Source organism: Williamsia sp. Y853 (assembly GCF_056786495.1).
In genome coordinates this window covers 466,328-482,560 of record NZ_JBXCJC010000001.1, presented here as the reverse complement: position 1 = coordinate 482,560, position 16,233 = coordinate 466,328, and the positions used below count along the sequence as shown (strand labels likewise).

Sequence of the window (16,233 nt, the reverse complement as noted above, 5' to 3'; positions counted from 1 at the left end):
ACTGTGGAGAAGTCACCAAGAAAGGTGGACATAGAGTGAACCGCGTCACAATTTCAGTTGAAGCTGGTCACAGAACATGTCAGATGCTCAATCGTCGACCCTAATTCGGCACGGAATTGACCAAAATGAAGGCCCTGTGGATAACTTGTTGATAAGTCCCAGCTCGTGCCGCGCGCACGCCGTGCGTGCCACCATGGTCGAGTGAGTATGTCGGAAATCCCTTCGGTACCCGTAACCGAGCTGCCCGCCGATTTCGTCGGCGCGGCCAATGCGATTCTGTTGGACGTGCGTGAGTCCGACGAATGGGCGGAAGGTCATGCGCCCGGTGCCCTCCATATCCCTCTCGGGGATGTGCCCGCCCGCATCGACGAAATCGACCCGGATGCAGACCTCTATGTCATCTGCCATTCCGGCGGCCGGTCCGCGCGGGTGCTCGGCTACCTGATGCAGCGGGGATTTCAGGGCGCCAACGTCATCGGCGGCATGGTGTCCTGGGCGCAGTCCGGTCGACCGCTGGAATACGGTTCGGGGGCAGGGGGAGCCAGCCCTGACCCGGGGAATTCCCCGTGAGCAGACCCACCGGAGCACCGCCGGCACGGGACTACTGCCCGAATTGCCGCATCGCGGGTCCTCACGATCCCGGCCGCCCCCATTGTCCGCGGTGCAACGGTCCGCTCACCCCGTTGGACGCCTACGGCCGGATCGCGCGGCCGGGGGCCGCTCCCGGCGCCCAGATGAGTGCTCCCGGCCGCCCGATCACGCAGGCCGAACGCAATCACACCTACGTACCGGCCCGGACGACCGGAGCCGGCACATCACGTCCGGCACCTCGGCCCCAGCGGCGCGTGAAATGGGTGGTGACGTATTCGGGGGTGGCGCGAACGGCAGGTCGACGGCGGGTGGCCGCGGAGCCCACACCGACCCCCCACTACGACCACAACCCCGGCTGGGGTCTGGTCGACACCCCGCTTTCCGAGCCGGTCGCACCGGAAAAGACGTATATCGAGCGGATGGCGGCGAAGTTGCCGCAGCTACTCATCGCCTCCGCGGTCGTCCTCACGCTCGCCGCGCTCGCTCAGACCTGGCTGTACGTGCTGCTCGTGATCAATCTGGACGCCCCGGTCAGCTACGCGATGGTGGTCGCGGCCCGGACCGCGGTGATCGCCACCGGGGTGGCCGCGGTCGGCATGATGATCGCGTGCCTGTTCGCGCTCGCGGGCTGGCTGATCGAGGAGCGTCGTGTGGCCTACCGCCGCCATGATCAGCGGGACCCCCGTACGCCCGAACAGATCATGTTGGGCTGCTGGATCCCGATCCTGAACCTGGTCAAGCCGTTGGCGTTCTTCCGTGAGCTCCTCGACCGCCGGGACGATCTGCTTCCCGACTACACGGGCAAGCGACTGTGGTGGCTGTGGGCGGGCTGGCTGGTTGTCAACGCGCTGGTGGCCACCGGGGTCGGCATCCGCATCTTTGCCGACTCCCTGGTGTGGCAGTCGAACGCGCTGGTGCTGGTGATCGTCACCAACCTGCTCAGTGCGTTGTTCGCGGTGGCGCTGTGGTGGACCATCACCCGGCTCCTGGCGCGGGAAGCGCCGGTTTCGGTCCCGAAGCGATTCGTGGTCGCGGCATGAGTGACACCCCGAGGGTGGTCCGGCAGGAGAAGCCTGCGGTCGTTGCGCATCGCGGCGCCTCGGGCCATCTGCCGGAACACACCCTCGCGGCGTACGAACTCGCTTTGGAACAAGGCGCCGACGGGCTCGAATGCGACGTGCGGCTCACCGCCGACCACGAGTTGGTCTGCGTGCACGACCGTACGATCGATCGGACCTCGGACGGTTCCGGTGTCGTCAGCGAACTCACACTTGCCCAGCTCCGGGAGTACAACTTCGGTGCCCGGCACAGTTCGGGTATGCAGGCCGAGATCCTCACACTGCCCCAATTGCTGTCGCTGACGCTCGACTGGAAGCGGCCGGTGCGGCTGTTCATCGAGACCAAACATCCGGTGCGATTCGGCGGGCTGGTGGAGCAGTTGCTGCTGGCCGAGCTGCAACGATTCGGCGTCGCGAGCCCGGCATCGGCCGACCACAGCCGGGCGGTGGTGATCTCGTTCTCCACCGCAGGCGTCTGGCGGATCCGCCGCAACGCCCCGATGTTGCCGACAGTCCTGCTGGGGGACACCGCTCGTTTCCTCGGCGGCAGTGCCGCGACGGCGGTGGGTGCCACCGCGATCGGGCCGTCGATCTCCACGCTTCGCGAACATCCCGATGCCGTCGACCGCGCGGCCGCTGCGGGTCGCGCGACCTACTGCTGGACCGTTGACGAACGCCGCGACGCCACGTTCTGCGCCGACCTGGGCGTCGGATGGATCGCAACCAACTACCCCGACCGGGTCCGGGGTTGGCTCGCTGCGTAAGTTCGGGGCGTGGCAAAGAAGAGTAAACGTGGCAGTGGTCCACGCCCCGGAAGTAATCGCGCCGAGCGGGTAGCAGCCCGGAAAGAGCGGCTGGCCGAGGCGGTCGCGCAGGTACCCCGTCCATTCGCCGGCCTCGCCGCCGAATGCGACCTGGTGGCCCTGCGTTCGTTCGTGGCCTCGGCAACCGCTGACCTGCCCCTGATCGCTCCGGGCGCCAACCCGGTCCGGCTGGTCACGGTCCTGCCCGGAGCCGGTCCCGCGCTGGTGCGTGACGAGGATTCGGCGACCGTCGGTCTTGTCGCATTGCAGACCCAGCCCGAACCCGAAGATCCGGGCCTTGCTCTGGCCGCGGCGATCCAGTGGGCGACGGAAAGTGCTGCCGGAGACTCGCTTTCGCAGGTCGCGACGGCTGACTCCAAGCCGCTGACCGAGGTGTTCGATCCGACCAAGTCGCTGACGGTCACCGTCCACGACGACTTCAACTGGTGGATCGAGGGGCAGGCCGATCCGGCTCCCCAGATCAAGGCGATGATCGAGCAGGCCAACGCCGCGATCCATCCGTCCGCACGCCTGGAAGGCGATTTCGTCGGCGCCCCGTGGTGGGTCGATGCCGGTGAACGTGCCCATCTGCGCTGGGTTCGGCCCGAGGACGAAGACGAGATGATGGCCGCCCTGGCACGCGTTCACGCGGCCGGTGGCCTGACGCTGGGCGAAGGGTCGCGTTTTGCCGGCTCGTTCCGCACACACGGACTACTCGTCCCGGTATTCGACCTGGACCGCGAACTGCACGCCCAGGAATGGACTGCGGGCGCCGAGAGGTTCAACCAACAGCTCAACGAGGCCCTGGCCACGGACGCCGAGCTGACCAGCGAAGAGCGCCGGTCCCGCGACGGGATCCGGGCACGCCAGGTCACACTGCGCTAAGGCTCGCGACAGCGCAGTCCAGACAATACAAAGCGGGCCCGACCGGATCAGATCCGGTCGGGCCCGCTTAGTGGTGGAGGAACTACCGGCTGCCACCGGCAACCGCCGGAGCCGTCGCGTCGGGCGCGGCGGCCTTGGCGATCTCTCTGGCGACAAAGTTCTCGAGATCGAACAGGTTGCCTTCGCAACGCTGCGCGATGGTCTGCAGGGTGCGCATGGTGGCGACCTCTTCGAGCTGTTCCTTGAGGAACCACTGCATGAACTGCTCGCCGAGGTAGTCGCCCTCGTCGCGGGCGGCCTTGGCCAGCGCGACGACCTGGTCGGTGACGCGCTGTTCCTGTGCCAGGGCCAGCTTGATCGGCGCCCGGTAGTCGGCGAAGTTGTTCTCCGGCTGATCGATGCCCGGGGTGTAGACGGGCAGATCGCGGTCGAGGAAGTACTGCGTGATCATCATTGCGTGGTTGCGCTCTTCAGCGGCCTGGGCGTAGAAGTGCGCGGCCAGCTGGGGCATGTCTTCGCTGTCGTAGTACGTGGCCACTGCGATGTACTGCTGCGCGGACGAAAATTCTTCGCGGATCTGGTCGTGCAGGAGCTCGTGGAAATGTGTACGTTTGGTGCTCATGTCAACGAGCGTAGGTGCAGGTCAAAGCCGTTGTCATCCAAGCTCATCCTTACTTAGGGTGGCTTATCCAAAGGGTCCGAAGGGAAGGATTACCTTGCCTGACAGCGCATTCCGCTGATCGCCCGGAAGCGGTTCGGGAGGTGTGACGCTGGGCCGAAGTGGTCGGTCGTACTTGCTAAACTACTGAACACCCGTGTCTGGCAATTGATTTCGGAAACCTGGCCCATGCCGCAACCGGCGCCCGGTCGAGCGGCGCCGCAACGTGAACAGTATTCCTGCTGTGGCACAGGACACAACCCCGCGCCGACCCGGGGCGACTGAGTGTGGTGGGTATCTCATTCGCGCCCCTCGTGAACTCAGGTGGCAGGTGAGTGTTCTTTCTGCCGTTGCGACGTCAGGTGGTTGATGACCAATGCGGCGAATACGACGGCGCATCCGATGGACCCGATCCCGAGTGCCAATTCGATGCCGTGCTCAGTCGGGTGGAGGTCGGTGTTCATATGCGCGGCGAGGACAGCCCCTGACAGGGCACTGCCGAAGGCTCCGCCGACGGTTCGCAGAACCTGATTGAAGCTCACGGCACTGCCGAGCGCGGTGTCGGCAACGCTTCGTGTGATCAGTGCGGGCATCGCCGCGTAGGCGGTACCCATTCCGATACCGAATCCGAGCATGCCGATCAGGATCTCCCACAGGGAGTCGTGATCGAGCCACAGGTACACGCTCGAGATGGTGAAGATGCCGGCGCCGACGAGCAGCAGCGTGCGCACGCGAATCCGGTGGGATACCAGTCGGACCACCCGGTTTGCGCCGAAACTGCCCACCGATAGGGGGAACATCACGAATCCGGCCCAGAACAACGGCATCGCGATCCCGTATCCGGTCGATTCCGGAGCCTGGGCGATGAGGCTGATGATCGACAGGCTGATGTACATCGCGGCGCCGAGTCCTATCGCCGTACTGTTGGCCACCAACACATCTGGGGTCCTCAGGACACGAAGGTTGATCAACGGATGTGACACCCGGAGTTCGACGAAGCACCACACCGTCAGAATGGCGGCCGCAGAACCGAAGAAGGCCAGCGTCGGTGGAGCGATCCAGCCCCAGCCCGAGCCCTCACTGATGGCGAGCAGCAGGCATGACAGGCCGGCACCGATGAGTACGGCGCCGGTGAAATCGAACGGTGCGCGCGGCGCGTGTTCGTCGGGACCATCGGGCACGATCCGCCAGACCACGGCTATCGCGACCACCAGGAACAGGGCGGCGAACCAGAAGGCGAAACGGAAGCCCAGCAATGAGGCAAGTATGCCCGTCAGTGGATAGCCAACGCCCAAACCTGTTGCGACGGTGACGGATAGGCTTGATATTCCGGATCGAACCTTGTCTTCGTCGAGGTACCGCCGGGCCAAGGCGATTGTCACCGGCACGATTCCGTAGCTCAAACCCTGTAGCGCTCTGCCGAGCAGGAACACGATGAAGTTCGGTGCGGCCGCCGCCAGGATCGAGCCGACGAGAATGCAGACGAGCGACCCGATGAGAAGCCGTTTCTTGTGCGGGCCATCGCTCAGGCGGCCCATGATCGGTGTCGAGATCGCGCCGACCAGGAGATTGATCGTGAGCATCCACTGTGCGGTGCTCACGTCGACGTCCAGTTCGTGCGAGATGGTCGGGACCAGCAACATGCCGAGCGAGCTCACGACCGCGGTGGTGAGAGCGGCAAACACCAAGGCCGACGAGAGTCTTGGGTGCACCCGGGTTTCAGTCGAGATTGTCATCGGTCACCAGTTTGTGGAGTATCGGGATGAGCGCCTCGAGTGCCTTCTGCTCGTCGTCGTCGAGTCGGGCGGCGATGGCCTCGTTCAACCAATCCGCGCCGATCGCCCGTTCTTTGGCGAGCCGGGTGCGGCCGGCTTCGGTGATGTCGATCCAGATCCGGCGACGGTCGTTCTCATCGGGCGTGCGAACGATCAATTCGGGGGCTTCGAGTTCCCGTACCGCGGTGGTGATCGCCTGGGGGCTGACCTTCTGGGACGTGGCGAGCGTGGAGGCCGATGTCGGGCCGTGTTTCGAGAGGTACGCGAGAATGCCCATCTTGCCCACCGAGATCGTCCGATCCGCGGTGAGTCTGCGCCAGAGCGGATACAACGCTTCCCGGAGTTGCTGGGCGGTGGACTGTGAGGGCGGCATGCAAATAAATGTACAACCAAATTGATCAACCTAGTTGATTAAATCGAGTTGTGTTTGTCACTGGAGAGGTATCCCGGGGTTCGCTCAGCCGGTCTGAAGGAGCTCCTTCGGAAGCTCTTTACCGTCGGCGATGGTTTTGAAGAACTGGGTTGTGTTGTCGCCCCAGGCCAATGAATCGCCGTCGTCGGTGAAGACCGGTCCGGCGTTCGGGGTGGTGACGGTGACCGGATCGCTGCGCAGTGCCCAGGCCAGCCGGGCCAAGTGCCAGAGGTGATCACTCTTGTCGACGGTCAGGGAGTCCACGACACCGTTGACCAGCGGCCAGAACCGGAACGGGTTGAGGATCGTCGAGGCGCTGGTCGCCTTCTGCATCAACGCGGACATGAACTTTCGTTGATTCACCACACGGGTGAGGTCGGCGTTGGCAAATGCCCGGGTGCGGACGAAGCCCAGTGCCTCACGCCCATTGAGTGTTTGGCAACCGGCCTGCAGGTTGATCCCGGCCAGCGGGTCGTTGATCGGTGCGTCCAGGCACATCTCGATGCCACCGACGGCGTCGACGATCTTGTCGAAGCCGCCGAATCCGATCTCCGCGTAGTGGTCGATGCGCAGCCCGGTGTTGGTTTCGATGGTCTGCACCAACAGTTGTGGGCCACCGATCGCAAAGGCGGCGTTGATCTTGTGTGCGCCGTTGTCCGGGATGTCGACGTAGAGGTCGCGGGGGATCGAGATGATCATCGGCTTCCCGCCGGAGCCGTAGTGCACCAGCATGATCGTGTCGGTCCGCGAACCCTCACTGTCGCCGGTGGACAGGGCGGCGCGCTCGGCGTCGCTCAAGCCTTCGCGCGAGTCGGATCCGACCAACAGCCAGGTGGTTCCCGCACTGCTCGCCACGCGGCCCGCGTAGTTCGACAATGCGTCCACCCGGTTGAGCTTGGTGTCGAAGTAGACAAGCAACCCGACCGTGCCGAGCACCATGACGAGCAGCAGGATCAGCAGGGTTCGAAGGATCGGGATGCGTCGGCGACGTTTGCGCTCCGGTGGACGCGTCGGCCCCGGCGTGACCCGGCGAGGTGGCCCCTGCGGCGGCTTGGGGGGCTGGCGGTTGTACGCCATTATCGGCGGCGCCGGACGCTGCGGCGGTCGAGCCGTGCGCGTTTCCGGACTCTCTGCCTGCGACCAGGCCCGAGGTGGCTGGTAACCGGGGTCGGCCGGCTGCGGTGGTCCTACCCGGGTGGCCGGTGGTGGAGCCTGTTGCGGCCTGGCTGGACCCTGCGGCGGCGGTCCTTGCGGCGGCGGTCCCTGGTGCGGTGGACGTTGCCCGGCGGGTTGGCCCGGCCCGCGCTGCGGAGGCGGTCCGGTCGGGCCCGGCATCATGCGCCGGGTGCGACCATTCGCAGGCGGTGATGCCGGCGGGGGGAACGAACCCTGATCGGGACGTCTCGCACCGCCGGGGCGGCGGAGGAAAGGCTCGTCCTGGTCAGTCATTGCACAGACTCTAGTCAAGCCAGCTGAGATGATCTCTCAGGAGCGCGTACCCGACAAAGGCGACAGTGTCGATCAACGCGTGCCCGATGATCAGTGGCCACACCCGACCGGTGCGCTGGAACACCCGGCCGTAGACCAGACCCATCAGCACGTTTCCGAACCCGGCGCCGAGTCCCTGGTACAGGTGATACCCGCCGCGCAGTATCGCCGAGAACAGCAGGCTGCGATTTTCGGTCCAACCCAGTTGGCGCAGCCGGGTGATGAGATAGGCCACCACGAGCAACTCTTCGGCCGCAGAGTTCGCGATGGCCGAGAACACCAGCATCGGCAGGCGCCAGAAGGTCTCGTTGAGATCCGACGGCACCACCTGGACATTGAGGTCCATGGCGCGGGCGATGACGTACAGGCCCAGGCCGGGGATGCCGATGATCGCGGCGAGGCCGATGCCGAGCGGGATGTCGAACTTGGCGCGTAGTGCGGGTAACCCGATGCGCGCCAACGGAACTCCGGCCCACCAGATCAGGTAGACGGCCAGCGCGGCGATACCGAAGAGTTTGGTCGCCGAGAGCAATTGCCGGAAGAAGTCGATGGCACCGAGTTCGGACGAGCTGACGTTCAGGGCCACGGAGCTGCCGCTGATACCGGGCTCCGACATCGCCTTCTCGATCAGGGAAAGCGCTGACGACACCGCTGACAGTCCGAACGTCAGGACCAGGACGATGGTGATCTCGATCCCGATGGCGCGTCGCGCGGTCGGGTCGGTGACGACTTCCGGCTGCGCCGGACGTGCCGGTTGTAGCCACGGGCGCAGGTTCACCCGGTTGAGGTTACTGACGGGTGGCGCGGTGTGGCGTCAGCCTTGGCCGGGCAGGCTGTTCAGGAAGGGGCATCCGGCAAGGGTTCGGATCGCCCGGGACAGCTCGGGGAGGTCGCTGACCGGTCGTGGGAATGACAGTCGAACGTCGGAATCGCTCTCAGATCCCTCGACGCGGAATCGGATCCCGAAGCGGTCGATGCCGAGTGGTCGTACCCTGCCGTCGCGCAGTTCGGCTGGGAGCCGGCCGCTCAGTGCGGAGATCATGTCGGCGTGATCGGTGTCCATGTGCGCAAGCCAATCGGCTTCGAACTCCCAAAAGGGGTCGGGGTCGGCCTGGGCGAGGTCGGTCGAGGTCACCGAGGCGGCACCGGAACTGTTTGCCAGAACTGCCGACGACAGGCCCAGTCGCAGTAGCGAGAATCCGTGGCCGATGTCGAGCAGTCCGGGCGACGGGTGGTCGGTGGCGATCTCGCAGGCCAGGTCGCGTTCGAGATCGGAGGGAACCGAATGCAGGGTGCCGTTGAGCCAGATGAGGGAACGGACCTGTTCACGCAGAGTAATGGGGGCCATGTCGGTGACCTCCACCATCGCGGGGAGTCCGGCGCTGCCTGCCTGCCAGGCCAATGCGCAGGCGGCGCTGTCGGAGGGGACCAGGACGAACGCTTGCGAGTCGTACAGATGCACCATCGTGACCGGTGCGGGCTCGCTGCCCTCGATCGCCAGCATCGCGTCCGTCACGTGCATACATGCGGTGCGGATGAACTCGGCATCGGTGGGGCGGTCGATCGCTGTTTTTGTCATCCACGGTCCTCGGTGATTCGGTTCACGCTGTGTAGGTAAAGCTACCCTAACCACGCGACCCGATCGAAGGCAAGCCTCAATTTGCATTACTTGCTGCCGTAACCTCGGAACGTGCCTGCGATCGCTTACTTCGGCCCATCCGGAACGTTCACCGAGATGGCCCTTGACCGTCTGTTGATCGAGAACCCGTGGCTCACCGCCGAAGGTGAACTGGAACGGATCAGCGCCAACAGTCCCGGTGCCACGTTGAGTCTGGTCCGCGAGGGCCAGGCCCGATACGGGTGTGTGCCCATCGAGAGTTCGATCGAGGGCTCCGTGCCTGCAACGCTGGATGCCCTGATCAAGGGCAGTCGGATGCAGATCTTTGCCGAGACGGTGCTCGATATCGCGTTCACCCTGGCCGCACGCGGTGAGGTGGCGCCCGGAGACATCAAGACGATCGGGGCGTATCCGGTGGCGGCGGCGCAGGTCCGTGAAACGCTGGCCGCGCGTTTTCCCGATGCGCAGGTGGTGACGAGTGCATCGAACGCGGCGGCGGCCAAGGATGCGGCGGACGGGATCGTCGACGCCGCCGTGACCACTCCGGTGGCGGCCCGCCTTCATGATCTTCATGACATCGCAACCGGCATCGTCGACTCCGACGAGGCCAACACCCGGTTTGTCCTGGTCGGCAAGCCTGGTCCGGTGCCGGCGCGAACAGGGCGGGACCGCACCTCGGTGACGCTGGATCTGCCGAATGTCCCGGGTTCACTGATGTCGGCGATGTACGAGTTCGCCAGTCGGGGTATCGATCTCACCCGGATCGAATCGCGGCCCCGGCACACCGGAGGTTTCTATTTCAACCTCGATGTCGTCGGGCATCTCGATGATTCGCCGATCGCCGAGGCGTTGGGTGCGTTGTACCGGCGCGTGCCTGCGTTGCACTTCCTGGGTTCGTGGCCGTCGGCCCGACCCAACGGAACGCCACCGCCCCGTCATGCTGCGAGTGATCGTTGGCTTGAGTCGATTCGGCTGGGTCTGGAGCCATGAGCCGGTTGTATCTGGTCCGCCACGGCGAGACCACGTCGAATGTGTTGCAGCGCTTGGATACTGCGTTGCCAGGTGCCAACCTGACCGATTTCGGTGCGCGACAAGCCGTGCGTTACGCGCTCGAACGTCCGAAACCCGATGCACCGGTACTGATTTCGTCGGTGGCCTCGCGCGCGCAGCAGACCGCTGAACTGATCGGCTCGGTGTGGGCGGTGCAGAATCAGGTGCGCGATGGGCTCTTCGAGGTGCAGGTCGGCGACCTGGAGGACCAGACCTCCGAGGAATCGCATCAGGTTTTCGCGAAAACCGTACGCAGTTGGTTCGAGGGCCAGACCGGGGTCCGCATCCCCGGAGGTGAATCACTCGACGACGTGTACGCGCGGTACCTGCCGGTCATCGACGACATCGTCGACGAGTATCTCGATGATCCTGATGCGCCGGATGTCCATCTGGTCAGCCATGGTGCGGCGATCCGGCTCATCGCGGCGCGGCTGGTGAACATGCCTGCCGAGTTCGCGCTCAAACATCACCTGAAGAACACCGGCTCAATCGAATTGGAGCGCACTGCCGACGGCTGGACGTGCACGCGGTGGGGCCTGGAGCTGCCGCCGTTCCACACGACCGATCCTGCCGAACTCGCCCGCGACCCGATGGGCTGACCCAGCGGCGTCCGCGGGTCACCTCGCTCCGGAGGTGTTCAGCCCCAGCCGTTGGCGTGGAGCCAATCGTCGGAAATCCCGAAATGGTGTGCGATTTCGTGTACGACCGTGATCGCGACCTCGGAGATCACCTGCTCCTCGGTGTCGCACATGGTGAGTATCGGATCGCGGTAGATCGTGATGGTGTCCGGAAGGGTGCCGCCGTAGTGGCTGTCCCGTTCGGTCAGCGCAATGCCGAAGTACAGCCCGAGCAGATCGGGTTCCTCGTCGTTGAAGGGCTCCACGAGGATCACGACGTTGTTCATCGCGGCGGCAAGATCTTCGGGGATGGTGTCGAGGGCGTCTGAGACAAGGTTCTCGAAGTCCTTGTCGGTCATCGCAACCGGCATAGATCAGCCGCCGCCGGCCGGGGCTGGGACCTCGAGTGTCGGATTGACCTCTACGCCAGGCGGCAACGGCACCGGTGTCGGGACGATGCGGCCGTCGGAATCTTCGGCCGACGGTACCGGCACCTGGCCATTGATCAACAAATCTCCCCTGGCATCGCCGACGAGGGTCGCGAATCCGCCCGCATCAGGTAAGCCGATGTAGCACACCGAGGTTCGGCTCCCGGCCATCCAGCTCGTCTCCGCCAGGGTCGACCATTGCAGGTTGAGTGTGGTCTGGGCGAGTCGGTCGGCACTGCCGAGGAACTGGTCGGTCAGACCGGGGCAGATCCCTTCCAGATACGCGTTCTGCGCCTCGAGGTTCGGCCATGGCTGACCTGATGCGGGACCTCCGAACTCGACACCCAGGTCGACCACCCCGGTCACCTGGAATGCGTGGGGCTCGGAGCAATCCACCGGATCGGTGGGTTGACGGGTGGAGGGATCGATCCCGATGCAGGTGCCCACCGGCCACTGCTGGGCCTGGTCCAGGTCGCGGACGAACCCGGTGAACGGCGCAAGTGTGCCGGTGGTGCCGGACATCTGCAGTCCACACCGCAGGCTGCGCTCCCCGTTGTTCCATTGCTCTTCCGAGGGATACATCAGATTGACGGTGAAGCGTCCGGCCGGGTCGAGCTTTCCGCCGAGGTAGTTGTTGACGATTGTCGGGCAGTACTCGTCGCGGATGGCGTTGAACTGGTCGGCCCCGGGCCAGGGGGCGTCCTCACCGAACTGCACGCCCGGGTACACCGAGGTGTCGACGGCACCGGCCACCTCGAACACATGCTCCTGGCTGCAATCGACCAGGGACTGTTCGGCCGGTTCGGCCACCGGCCAGGTGAGGCAATCCCCGGCCTGCGATTCGGAGAACGGTGTGGACTCCGGCGTCGGCTTGGTGTCCCCGACCTCATCGCGCTGAACCTTGCCTGCGTCATCGAAACCACCGACAAGTCCGACAACTGCGGCGCAGACCACTGCGCCCACGAGTATCGCCGCGAGCAAGACCCGGATGGGGTGCTCGTGCATCAGCTGCCCGAACCGACCTCGCCGACTCTCCACCGAGGGATTGTCGTCTTCATGCGAGGCTGAATCGCCGCCTTCTTGTGAGGCGGAATCGTCACCTTCTTGCCTGTCAACCATCGGTGTCCATCATGCCCTTGTCGGCAGGCCCCGTGGCCGGATGGGGCGCACAACCGGACGACCCGGGTCGGCAGCGGGCGCTATCGTCGGCTCATGGACCCGAATGTGCACGGCGAATCGGCCGATCCGAAGAACCCTGACAACACCGAGCCCCCTGCCGACGTGGCCGAGCTGGCCGGCCGGATATTCGCCATGGCGCGTTCGGGTGATCTGGCGATGCTGCAGTACGTGGATGCGGGCGTACCGGTGAATCTGACCAACCAGGCCGGCGACACCGTGCTGATGCTGGCGGCCTATCACGGCCACGCAGAGGTGGTGAAAGGCCTGTTGGAGCGGGGGGCGGACGTGGATCGCGCCAACGACAAGAATCAGACCCCGCTGGCCGGTGCGGTGTTCAAGTCGCACGACGAGGTGGTTCGGGCGCTGATCGATGGGGGCGCCGATCCGGACGCGGGCACGCCCACAGCCCGAGACGCAGCCCACATGTTCGGCCGCGAAGATTACCTCAGTTTGCTCGGCAAGTAGGGTTTCACACGTGATCGACCTGAAGATTCTGCGTGAGCATCCTGATGTTGTCCGGGCTTCCCAGCGCACGCGCGGTCAGGACCCGGCGTTGGTCGACGTTCTGCTCGCCGCCGACACCGAACGCCGTGCCGCCATCGTCGAAGCCGATCAGCTGCGTTCCGAGCAGAAAGACCTCGGAAAGCTGATCGGGAAGGCACCGGCCGAGGAGAAGCAGGCGCTGTTGGCCAAGGGCAAGGAACTGGCCGAGCGGGTCAAGGCCGCGCACGCCCGCGAAGCCGCCGCCAACGACAAGATGGTCGCCGCGCACCGCGCGATCAACAACATCGTCGCCCCGCAGGCGCCTGCCGGTGGGGAACAAGACTTCGTCCTGCTGGAGACCGTCGGCGAGATCCCGAAGATCGAGAACCCGAAAGATCACCTCGAACTCGGGGAGAGTCTCGGCGTGATCGACATGGAGCGCGGCGCGAAGGTCTCGGGATCGCGCTTCTACTTCCTCACCGGTGCGGGCGCCATGCTGCAGCTCGGGCTACTGCAGCTCGCCGCGCAGAAGGCGACGGCAAACGGTTTCACGATGATGATCCCACCGGTCCTGGTCCGCCCAGAGGTCATGGAGGGCACCGGATTCCTCGGCGAACATTCGGCCGAGGTCTACCACCTCCCAGACGACGATCTTTTCCTCGTCGGAACCTCTGAGGTGCCGATGGCCGGCTATCACATGAACGAGATCCTCGACCTGTCCGACGGCCCCAAGCGGTACGCCGGGTGGTCGAGTTGCTTCCGCCGTGAGGCAGGCAGCTATGGCAAGGACACCCGCGGAATCATCCGTGTCCATCAGTTCGACAAGGTCGAGGGGTTCATCTACTGCCGCCCCGAAGAGGCCGAGGCCGAGCACGAAAAGATCCTGGGCTGGCAGAAGGAAATGCTGGCCGCCATCGAGGTGCCGTATCGGGTGATCGACGTCGCCGGTGGTGATCTCGGTTCGTCTGCGGCCCGCAAGTTCGACTGTGAGGCCTGGGTTCCCACCCAGAACACCTATCGCGAGCTGACCTCGACATCGAACTGCACCACGTACCAGGCACGTCGGCTGCAGGTGCGTTACCGCGGCGAGAATGGCAAGCCGCAGATCGCGGCAACACTCAACGGCACCTTGGCCACCACACGCTGGATCGTGGCAATTCTCGAGAATCATCAGCAACCCGACGGCAGTGTGCGGGTCCCGGAAGCCCTGGTGCCTTTTGTCGGCACCGACGTACTGAAACCGCGCTAGAGAATCACGCCCCGAGCACGGACTGGTTCTCGTCGACGACTTCGGCGCGCAACTCGTCGAGACGAGTCCGATACTCGATGAGCTGATCGATCCGTGCTGACAGTTGGTCACGACGAGGCCTATGAGGACTCCGAGGATGTGGACGGGTTCCGCACCGCGGTACCCGATCTGCATTTTGTCGGGGTGGCGGGCGTAGGCGAGGACACCTTCGTCCGACGCGGTTACCACGCGTCTCTGGCCACCCGCCTGCTCGGCGGACTCGCGGACTATTCGGGGATCACCACGGCGAGCCTGACCCTCCTTTATGACAGCCACGCCGAACAGTCCGAAGTGCATGTCCGACGGCTACGGGAGGCTCACGAGACGGGGCTGAAGATCGCTGCCGCCATCAGTCCGTTCCCACAGCCCGCGTAACTCGGGGAAGCGGAGGCGGATTCGGGCCGGTCTGCGGACTTCGTGCGTCCGGTAGAGGCAGATCCGGGTTTTTGCCGCCATACTGCTGAGCATGATCATCGGAGTTCTGGCAGCGCTGTTCGCGTGTGTGGCCTACGGCGTCTCGTCTGTGATGCAGGCGTACGGCGCCCGGCAGTCCAAGCAGAAGGCAGTGGCCGACGGGCTGGAGGGCTTCGAGACCGAAACCGGCGCCCCCTCCATGAAGTCGACCATCGCGGCAGCGTTGACGCTGGCCTTCATCGTCGGAACCTGTTTGGACGTATTCGGTTTCATCGGCGGCGCGGTCTCGGCCCGGCTGGTCCCGTTGTTCCTGTCGCAGACGATCATCAGCGCCAACCTGGTGGTGACCGCGGTCCTCGGCATCTTCGTGCTGGGAATCAACCTGCATCGCCGGGACTGGATTGCGATCAGCGTTGTGATCCTGGCGTTGTTCGCATTGGGTTTCTCGGCTGAACCCGAGGGCACCGGTCGCGACAGCTCATGGTTCCATTGGGGCTTGTTGGCGATCACGTTGGTTCTGATGGCGGGCTCGATCGGTCTGATCCGGTGGCTCGGCTCCAAAGCAGCCATCGCCGCGGGGCTTTGCGCCGGAACGATGTTCGGCGTGGTGGCGATTTCGGTACGGGTCATGGACGGTATCTCCGACTTCGACATCGGTCAGATCCTGGCCGACCCGGCAGCTTACGCTCTGGTGATATCCGGGATCGGCGGCTTCTATCTACATACCGTTGCGCTGCAATTGGGTTCGGTCAACGGTGCCACCGCAGCCCTGGTGGTCGGCGAGACCGTGATTCCCGGTCTTGTCGGTATCATCTGGCTCGGCGACAATGCACTCCCCGGCCGAACCTGGTTGGCTGTACTCGGATTCATCTTCGCCGTCGTCGGGGCTGTTGCGGTCGCCTGGTCGGGGGCGGTGGAGGCCAGTGCAGAAGCGGAGCGAGGCGGAGAGAAGGCAGTGGTATGAGCGTGTCCATGTATGAGCGATCCACGAAGATGGTGCGGTTCGACCAACTGTCGATGGCGATGACAGAAGAGCTTGCGAAGCACTCTGCGAGCCAGCAGTTGGTGCTCGCCGACGACATGCCTGCCTGGCTCACCCACAGTGTCAATCAGCCGTCTCAGTCAATTCTCGGAAAGTTGTTCGGGCGCAGTGCCAACGCCACTGACAAGGATTCCGAACACGATGTCCTGGTGGTACTGCACACCACTCATCTCCTGGTGGTGACCGCTGGTGAGAAACGTGGCACCGCAGCACTTTCGGTACCCCTCTCGCAGGCCTCGGTACGGGTCGGAGGTGCGCTGGAGGATTCGTTCTCCGCGGTGGAGGATTCCGGCATCACCATCGGTGGATTCCCTGGCGACCACGGCCAGCCCGGCACGTTCTACGTCGGCCTCGGGCCCGAACCGGCCGGCGCCGAGTGCGCGGAGGCGATCAGGGCTGCGATCACCGACGCCAAGAATCCGTAGCGCCGATGTCGCGGGTCTT

The 16,233-nt window shown here is 64.8% G+C and carries 19 protein-coding genes; 11 read left to right on the top strand and 8 right to left on the bottom strand.

Annotated features, from left to right (window positions below; all coding sequences use genetic code 11):
* The first annotated feature begins 207 nt into the window (after positions 1-207).
* From AC1TPF_RS02390 to AC1TPF_RS02375, 4 genes are read left to right on the top strand one after another with little or no spacing between them, the layout of a single operon-like run.
* Positions 208-570 (top strand): rhodanese-like domain-containing protein, encoded by a 363-nt coding sequence (locus AC1TPF_RS02390; protein WP_482143997.1) that lies wholly within the window; start codon positions 208-210, stop codon positions 568-570.
* Positions 567-1,631 (top strand): DUF4328 domain-containing protein, encoded by a 1,065-nt coding sequence (locus AC1TPF_RS02385; RefSeq protein ID WP_482142490.1) that lies wholly within the window; start codon positions 567-569, stop codon positions 1,629-1,631. The genes AC1TPF_RS02390 and AC1TPF_RS02385 overlap by 4 nt, the downstream gene beginning before the upstream one ends.
* On the top strand, positions 1,628-2,413 hold the full coding sequence (locus tag AC1TPF_RS02380; protein ID WP_482136694.1) for a glycerophosphodiester phosphodiesterase: 786 nt from the start codon (positions 1,628-1,630) through the stop codon (positions 2,411-2,413). The genes AC1TPF_RS02385 and AC1TPF_RS02380 overlap by 4 nt, the downstream gene beginning before the upstream one ends.
* 9 nt (positions 2,414-2,422) lie before the next feature.
* Positions 2,423-3,337, top strand: coding sequence for a DUF5926 family protein (locus AC1TPF_RS02375; RefSeq protein WP_482136695.1), 915 nt, complete (start codon positions 2,423-2,425; stop codon positions 3,335-3,337).
* Between the two features lie 82 nt (positions 3,338-3,419).
* Here the strand turns inward: AC1TPF_RS02375 and AC1TPF_RS02370 are convergent, their stop codons facing one another.
* The 6 genes from AC1TPF_RS02370 to AC1TPF_RS02345 all read right to left on the bottom strand — a co-directional run bounded on the left by AC1TPF_RS02370 (position 3,420) and on the right by AC1TPF_RS02345 (position 9,249).
* The gene (locus AC1TPF_RS02370; protein ID WP_482142488.1) at positions 3,420-3,959 is read right to left on the bottom strand and encodes a ferritin; all 540 of its coding nucleotides are present in this window, start codon (positions 3,957-3,959) and stop codon (positions 3,420-3,422) included.
* 356 nt (positions 3,960-4,315) lie between these two features.
* Positions 4,316-5,731 (bottom strand): MFS transporter, encoded by a 1,416-nt coding sequence (locus AC1TPF_RS02365; RefSeq protein WP_482142486.1) that lies wholly within the window; start codon positions 5,729-5,731, stop codon positions 4,316-4,318.
* Positions 5,715-6,143 (bottom strand): MarR family winged helix-turn-helix transcriptional regulator, encoded by a 429-nt coding sequence (locus tag AC1TPF_RS02360; protein WP_482136698.1) that lies wholly within the window; start codon positions 6,141-6,143, stop codon positions 5,715-5,717. The genes AC1TPF_RS02365 and AC1TPF_RS02360 overlap by 17 nt, the downstream gene beginning before the upstream one ends.
* An 84-nt stretch (positions 6,144-6,227) precedes the next feature.
* A complete protein-coding gene (locus AC1TPF_RS02355) occupies positions 6,228-7,631 on the bottom strand; it encodes an LCP family protein (protein WP_482142485.1) in 1,404 nt (467 codons plus the stop codon).
* A 10-nt stretch (positions 7,632-7,641) separates the two neighbouring features.
* The gene (locus tag AC1TPF_RS02350; RefSeq protein WP_482142484.1) at positions 7,642-8,448 is read right to left on the bottom strand and encodes a CPBP family intramembrane glutamic endopeptidase; all 807 of its coding nucleotides are present in this window, start codon (positions 8,446-8,448) and stop codon (positions 7,642-7,644) included.
* A gap of 36 nt (positions 8,449-8,484) precedes the next feature.
* Positions 8,485-9,249: a DUF2470 domain-containing protein gene (locus tag AC1TPF_RS02345; RefSeq protein ID WP_482142483.1), complete on the bottom strand. Its 765-nt coding sequence runs from the start codon at positions 9,247-9,249 to the stop codon at positions 8,485-8,487.
* 111 nt (positions 9,250-9,360) lie between these two features.
* On the opposite strand from AC1TPF_RS02345, the gene pheA reads away from it, so the two are divergent.
* Complete coding sequence (pheA, locus tag AC1TPF_RS02340; RefSeq protein ID WP_482142482.1) at positions 9,361-10,278, top strand: prephenate dehydratase; 918 nt, start codon at positions 9,361-9,363, stop codon at positions 10,276-10,278.
* A complete protein-coding gene (locus tag AC1TPF_RS02335; protein WP_482142480.1) occupies positions 10,275-10,937 on the top strand; it encodes a histidine phosphatase family protein in 663 nt (220 codons plus the stop codon). Before pheA ends, AC1TPF_RS02335 begins: the two co-directional genes overlap by 4 nt.
* A 38-nt stretch (positions 10,938-10,975) precedes the next feature.
* On the opposite strand, the gene AC1TPF_RS02330 is transcribed toward AC1TPF_RS02335, so the two are convergent.
* Both AC1TPF_RS02330 and AC1TPF_RS02325 read right to left on the bottom strand, forming a co-directional pair.
* The gene (locus tag AC1TPF_RS02330; protein ID WP_482142479.1) at positions 10,976-11,326 is read right to left on the bottom strand and encodes a metallopeptidase family protein; all 351 of its coding nucleotides are present in this window, start codon (positions 11,324-11,326) and stop codon (positions 10,976-10,978) included.
* Positions 11,327-11,329: 3 nt separating this feature from the next.
* Positions 11,330-12,502 carry a septum formation family protein gene (locus AC1TPF_RS02325; RefSeq protein WP_482142478.1) on the bottom strand — a complete coding sequence of 391 codons (1,173 nt, stop codon included), beginning with the start codon at positions 12,500-12,502 and terminating at the stop codon, positions 11,330-11,332.
* Positions 12,503-12,595: 93 nt separating this feature from the next.
* Here AC1TPF_RS02325 and AC1TPF_RS02320 point away from each other — a divergent pair, with 93 nt between their 5' ends.
* From AC1TPF_RS02320 to AC1TPF_RS02300, 5 genes are all read left to right on the top strand, one after another.
* Entirely contained in the window at positions 12,596-13,027 is a 432-nt protein-coding gene (locus tag AC1TPF_RS02320; RefSeq protein WP_482136706.1) for an ankyrin repeat domain-containing protein, read from the top strand.
* A gap of 10 nt (positions 13,028-13,037) precedes the next feature.
* A complete protein-coding gene (gene serS / locus AC1TPF_RS02315) occupies positions 13,038-14,294 on the top strand; it encodes a serine--tRNA ligase (protein WP_482142476.1) in 1,257 nt (418 codons plus the stop codon).
* A 93-nt stretch (positions 14,295-14,387) separates the two neighbouring features.
* Complete coding sequence (locus AC1TPF_RS02310) at positions 14,388-14,708, top strand: hypothetical protein (protein WP_482142474.1); 321 nt, start codon at positions 14,388-14,390, stop codon at positions 14,706-14,708.
* 91 nt (positions 14,709-14,799) lie between these two features.
* On the top strand, positions 14,800-15,711 hold the full coding sequence (locus AC1TPF_RS02305) for a hypothetical protein (RefSeq protein ID WP_482136710.1): 912 nt from the start codon (positions 14,800-14,802) through the stop codon (positions 15,709-15,711).
* Positions 15,708-16,214 carry a hypothetical protein gene (locus AC1TPF_RS02300; protein WP_482136711.1) on the top strand — a complete coding sequence of 169 codons (507 nt, stop codon included), beginning with the start codon at positions 15,708-15,710 and terminating at the stop codon, positions 16,212-16,214. Before AC1TPF_RS02305 ends, AC1TPF_RS02300 begins: the two co-directional genes overlap by 4 nt.
* Positions 16,215-16,233: the final 19 nt, after the last annotated feature.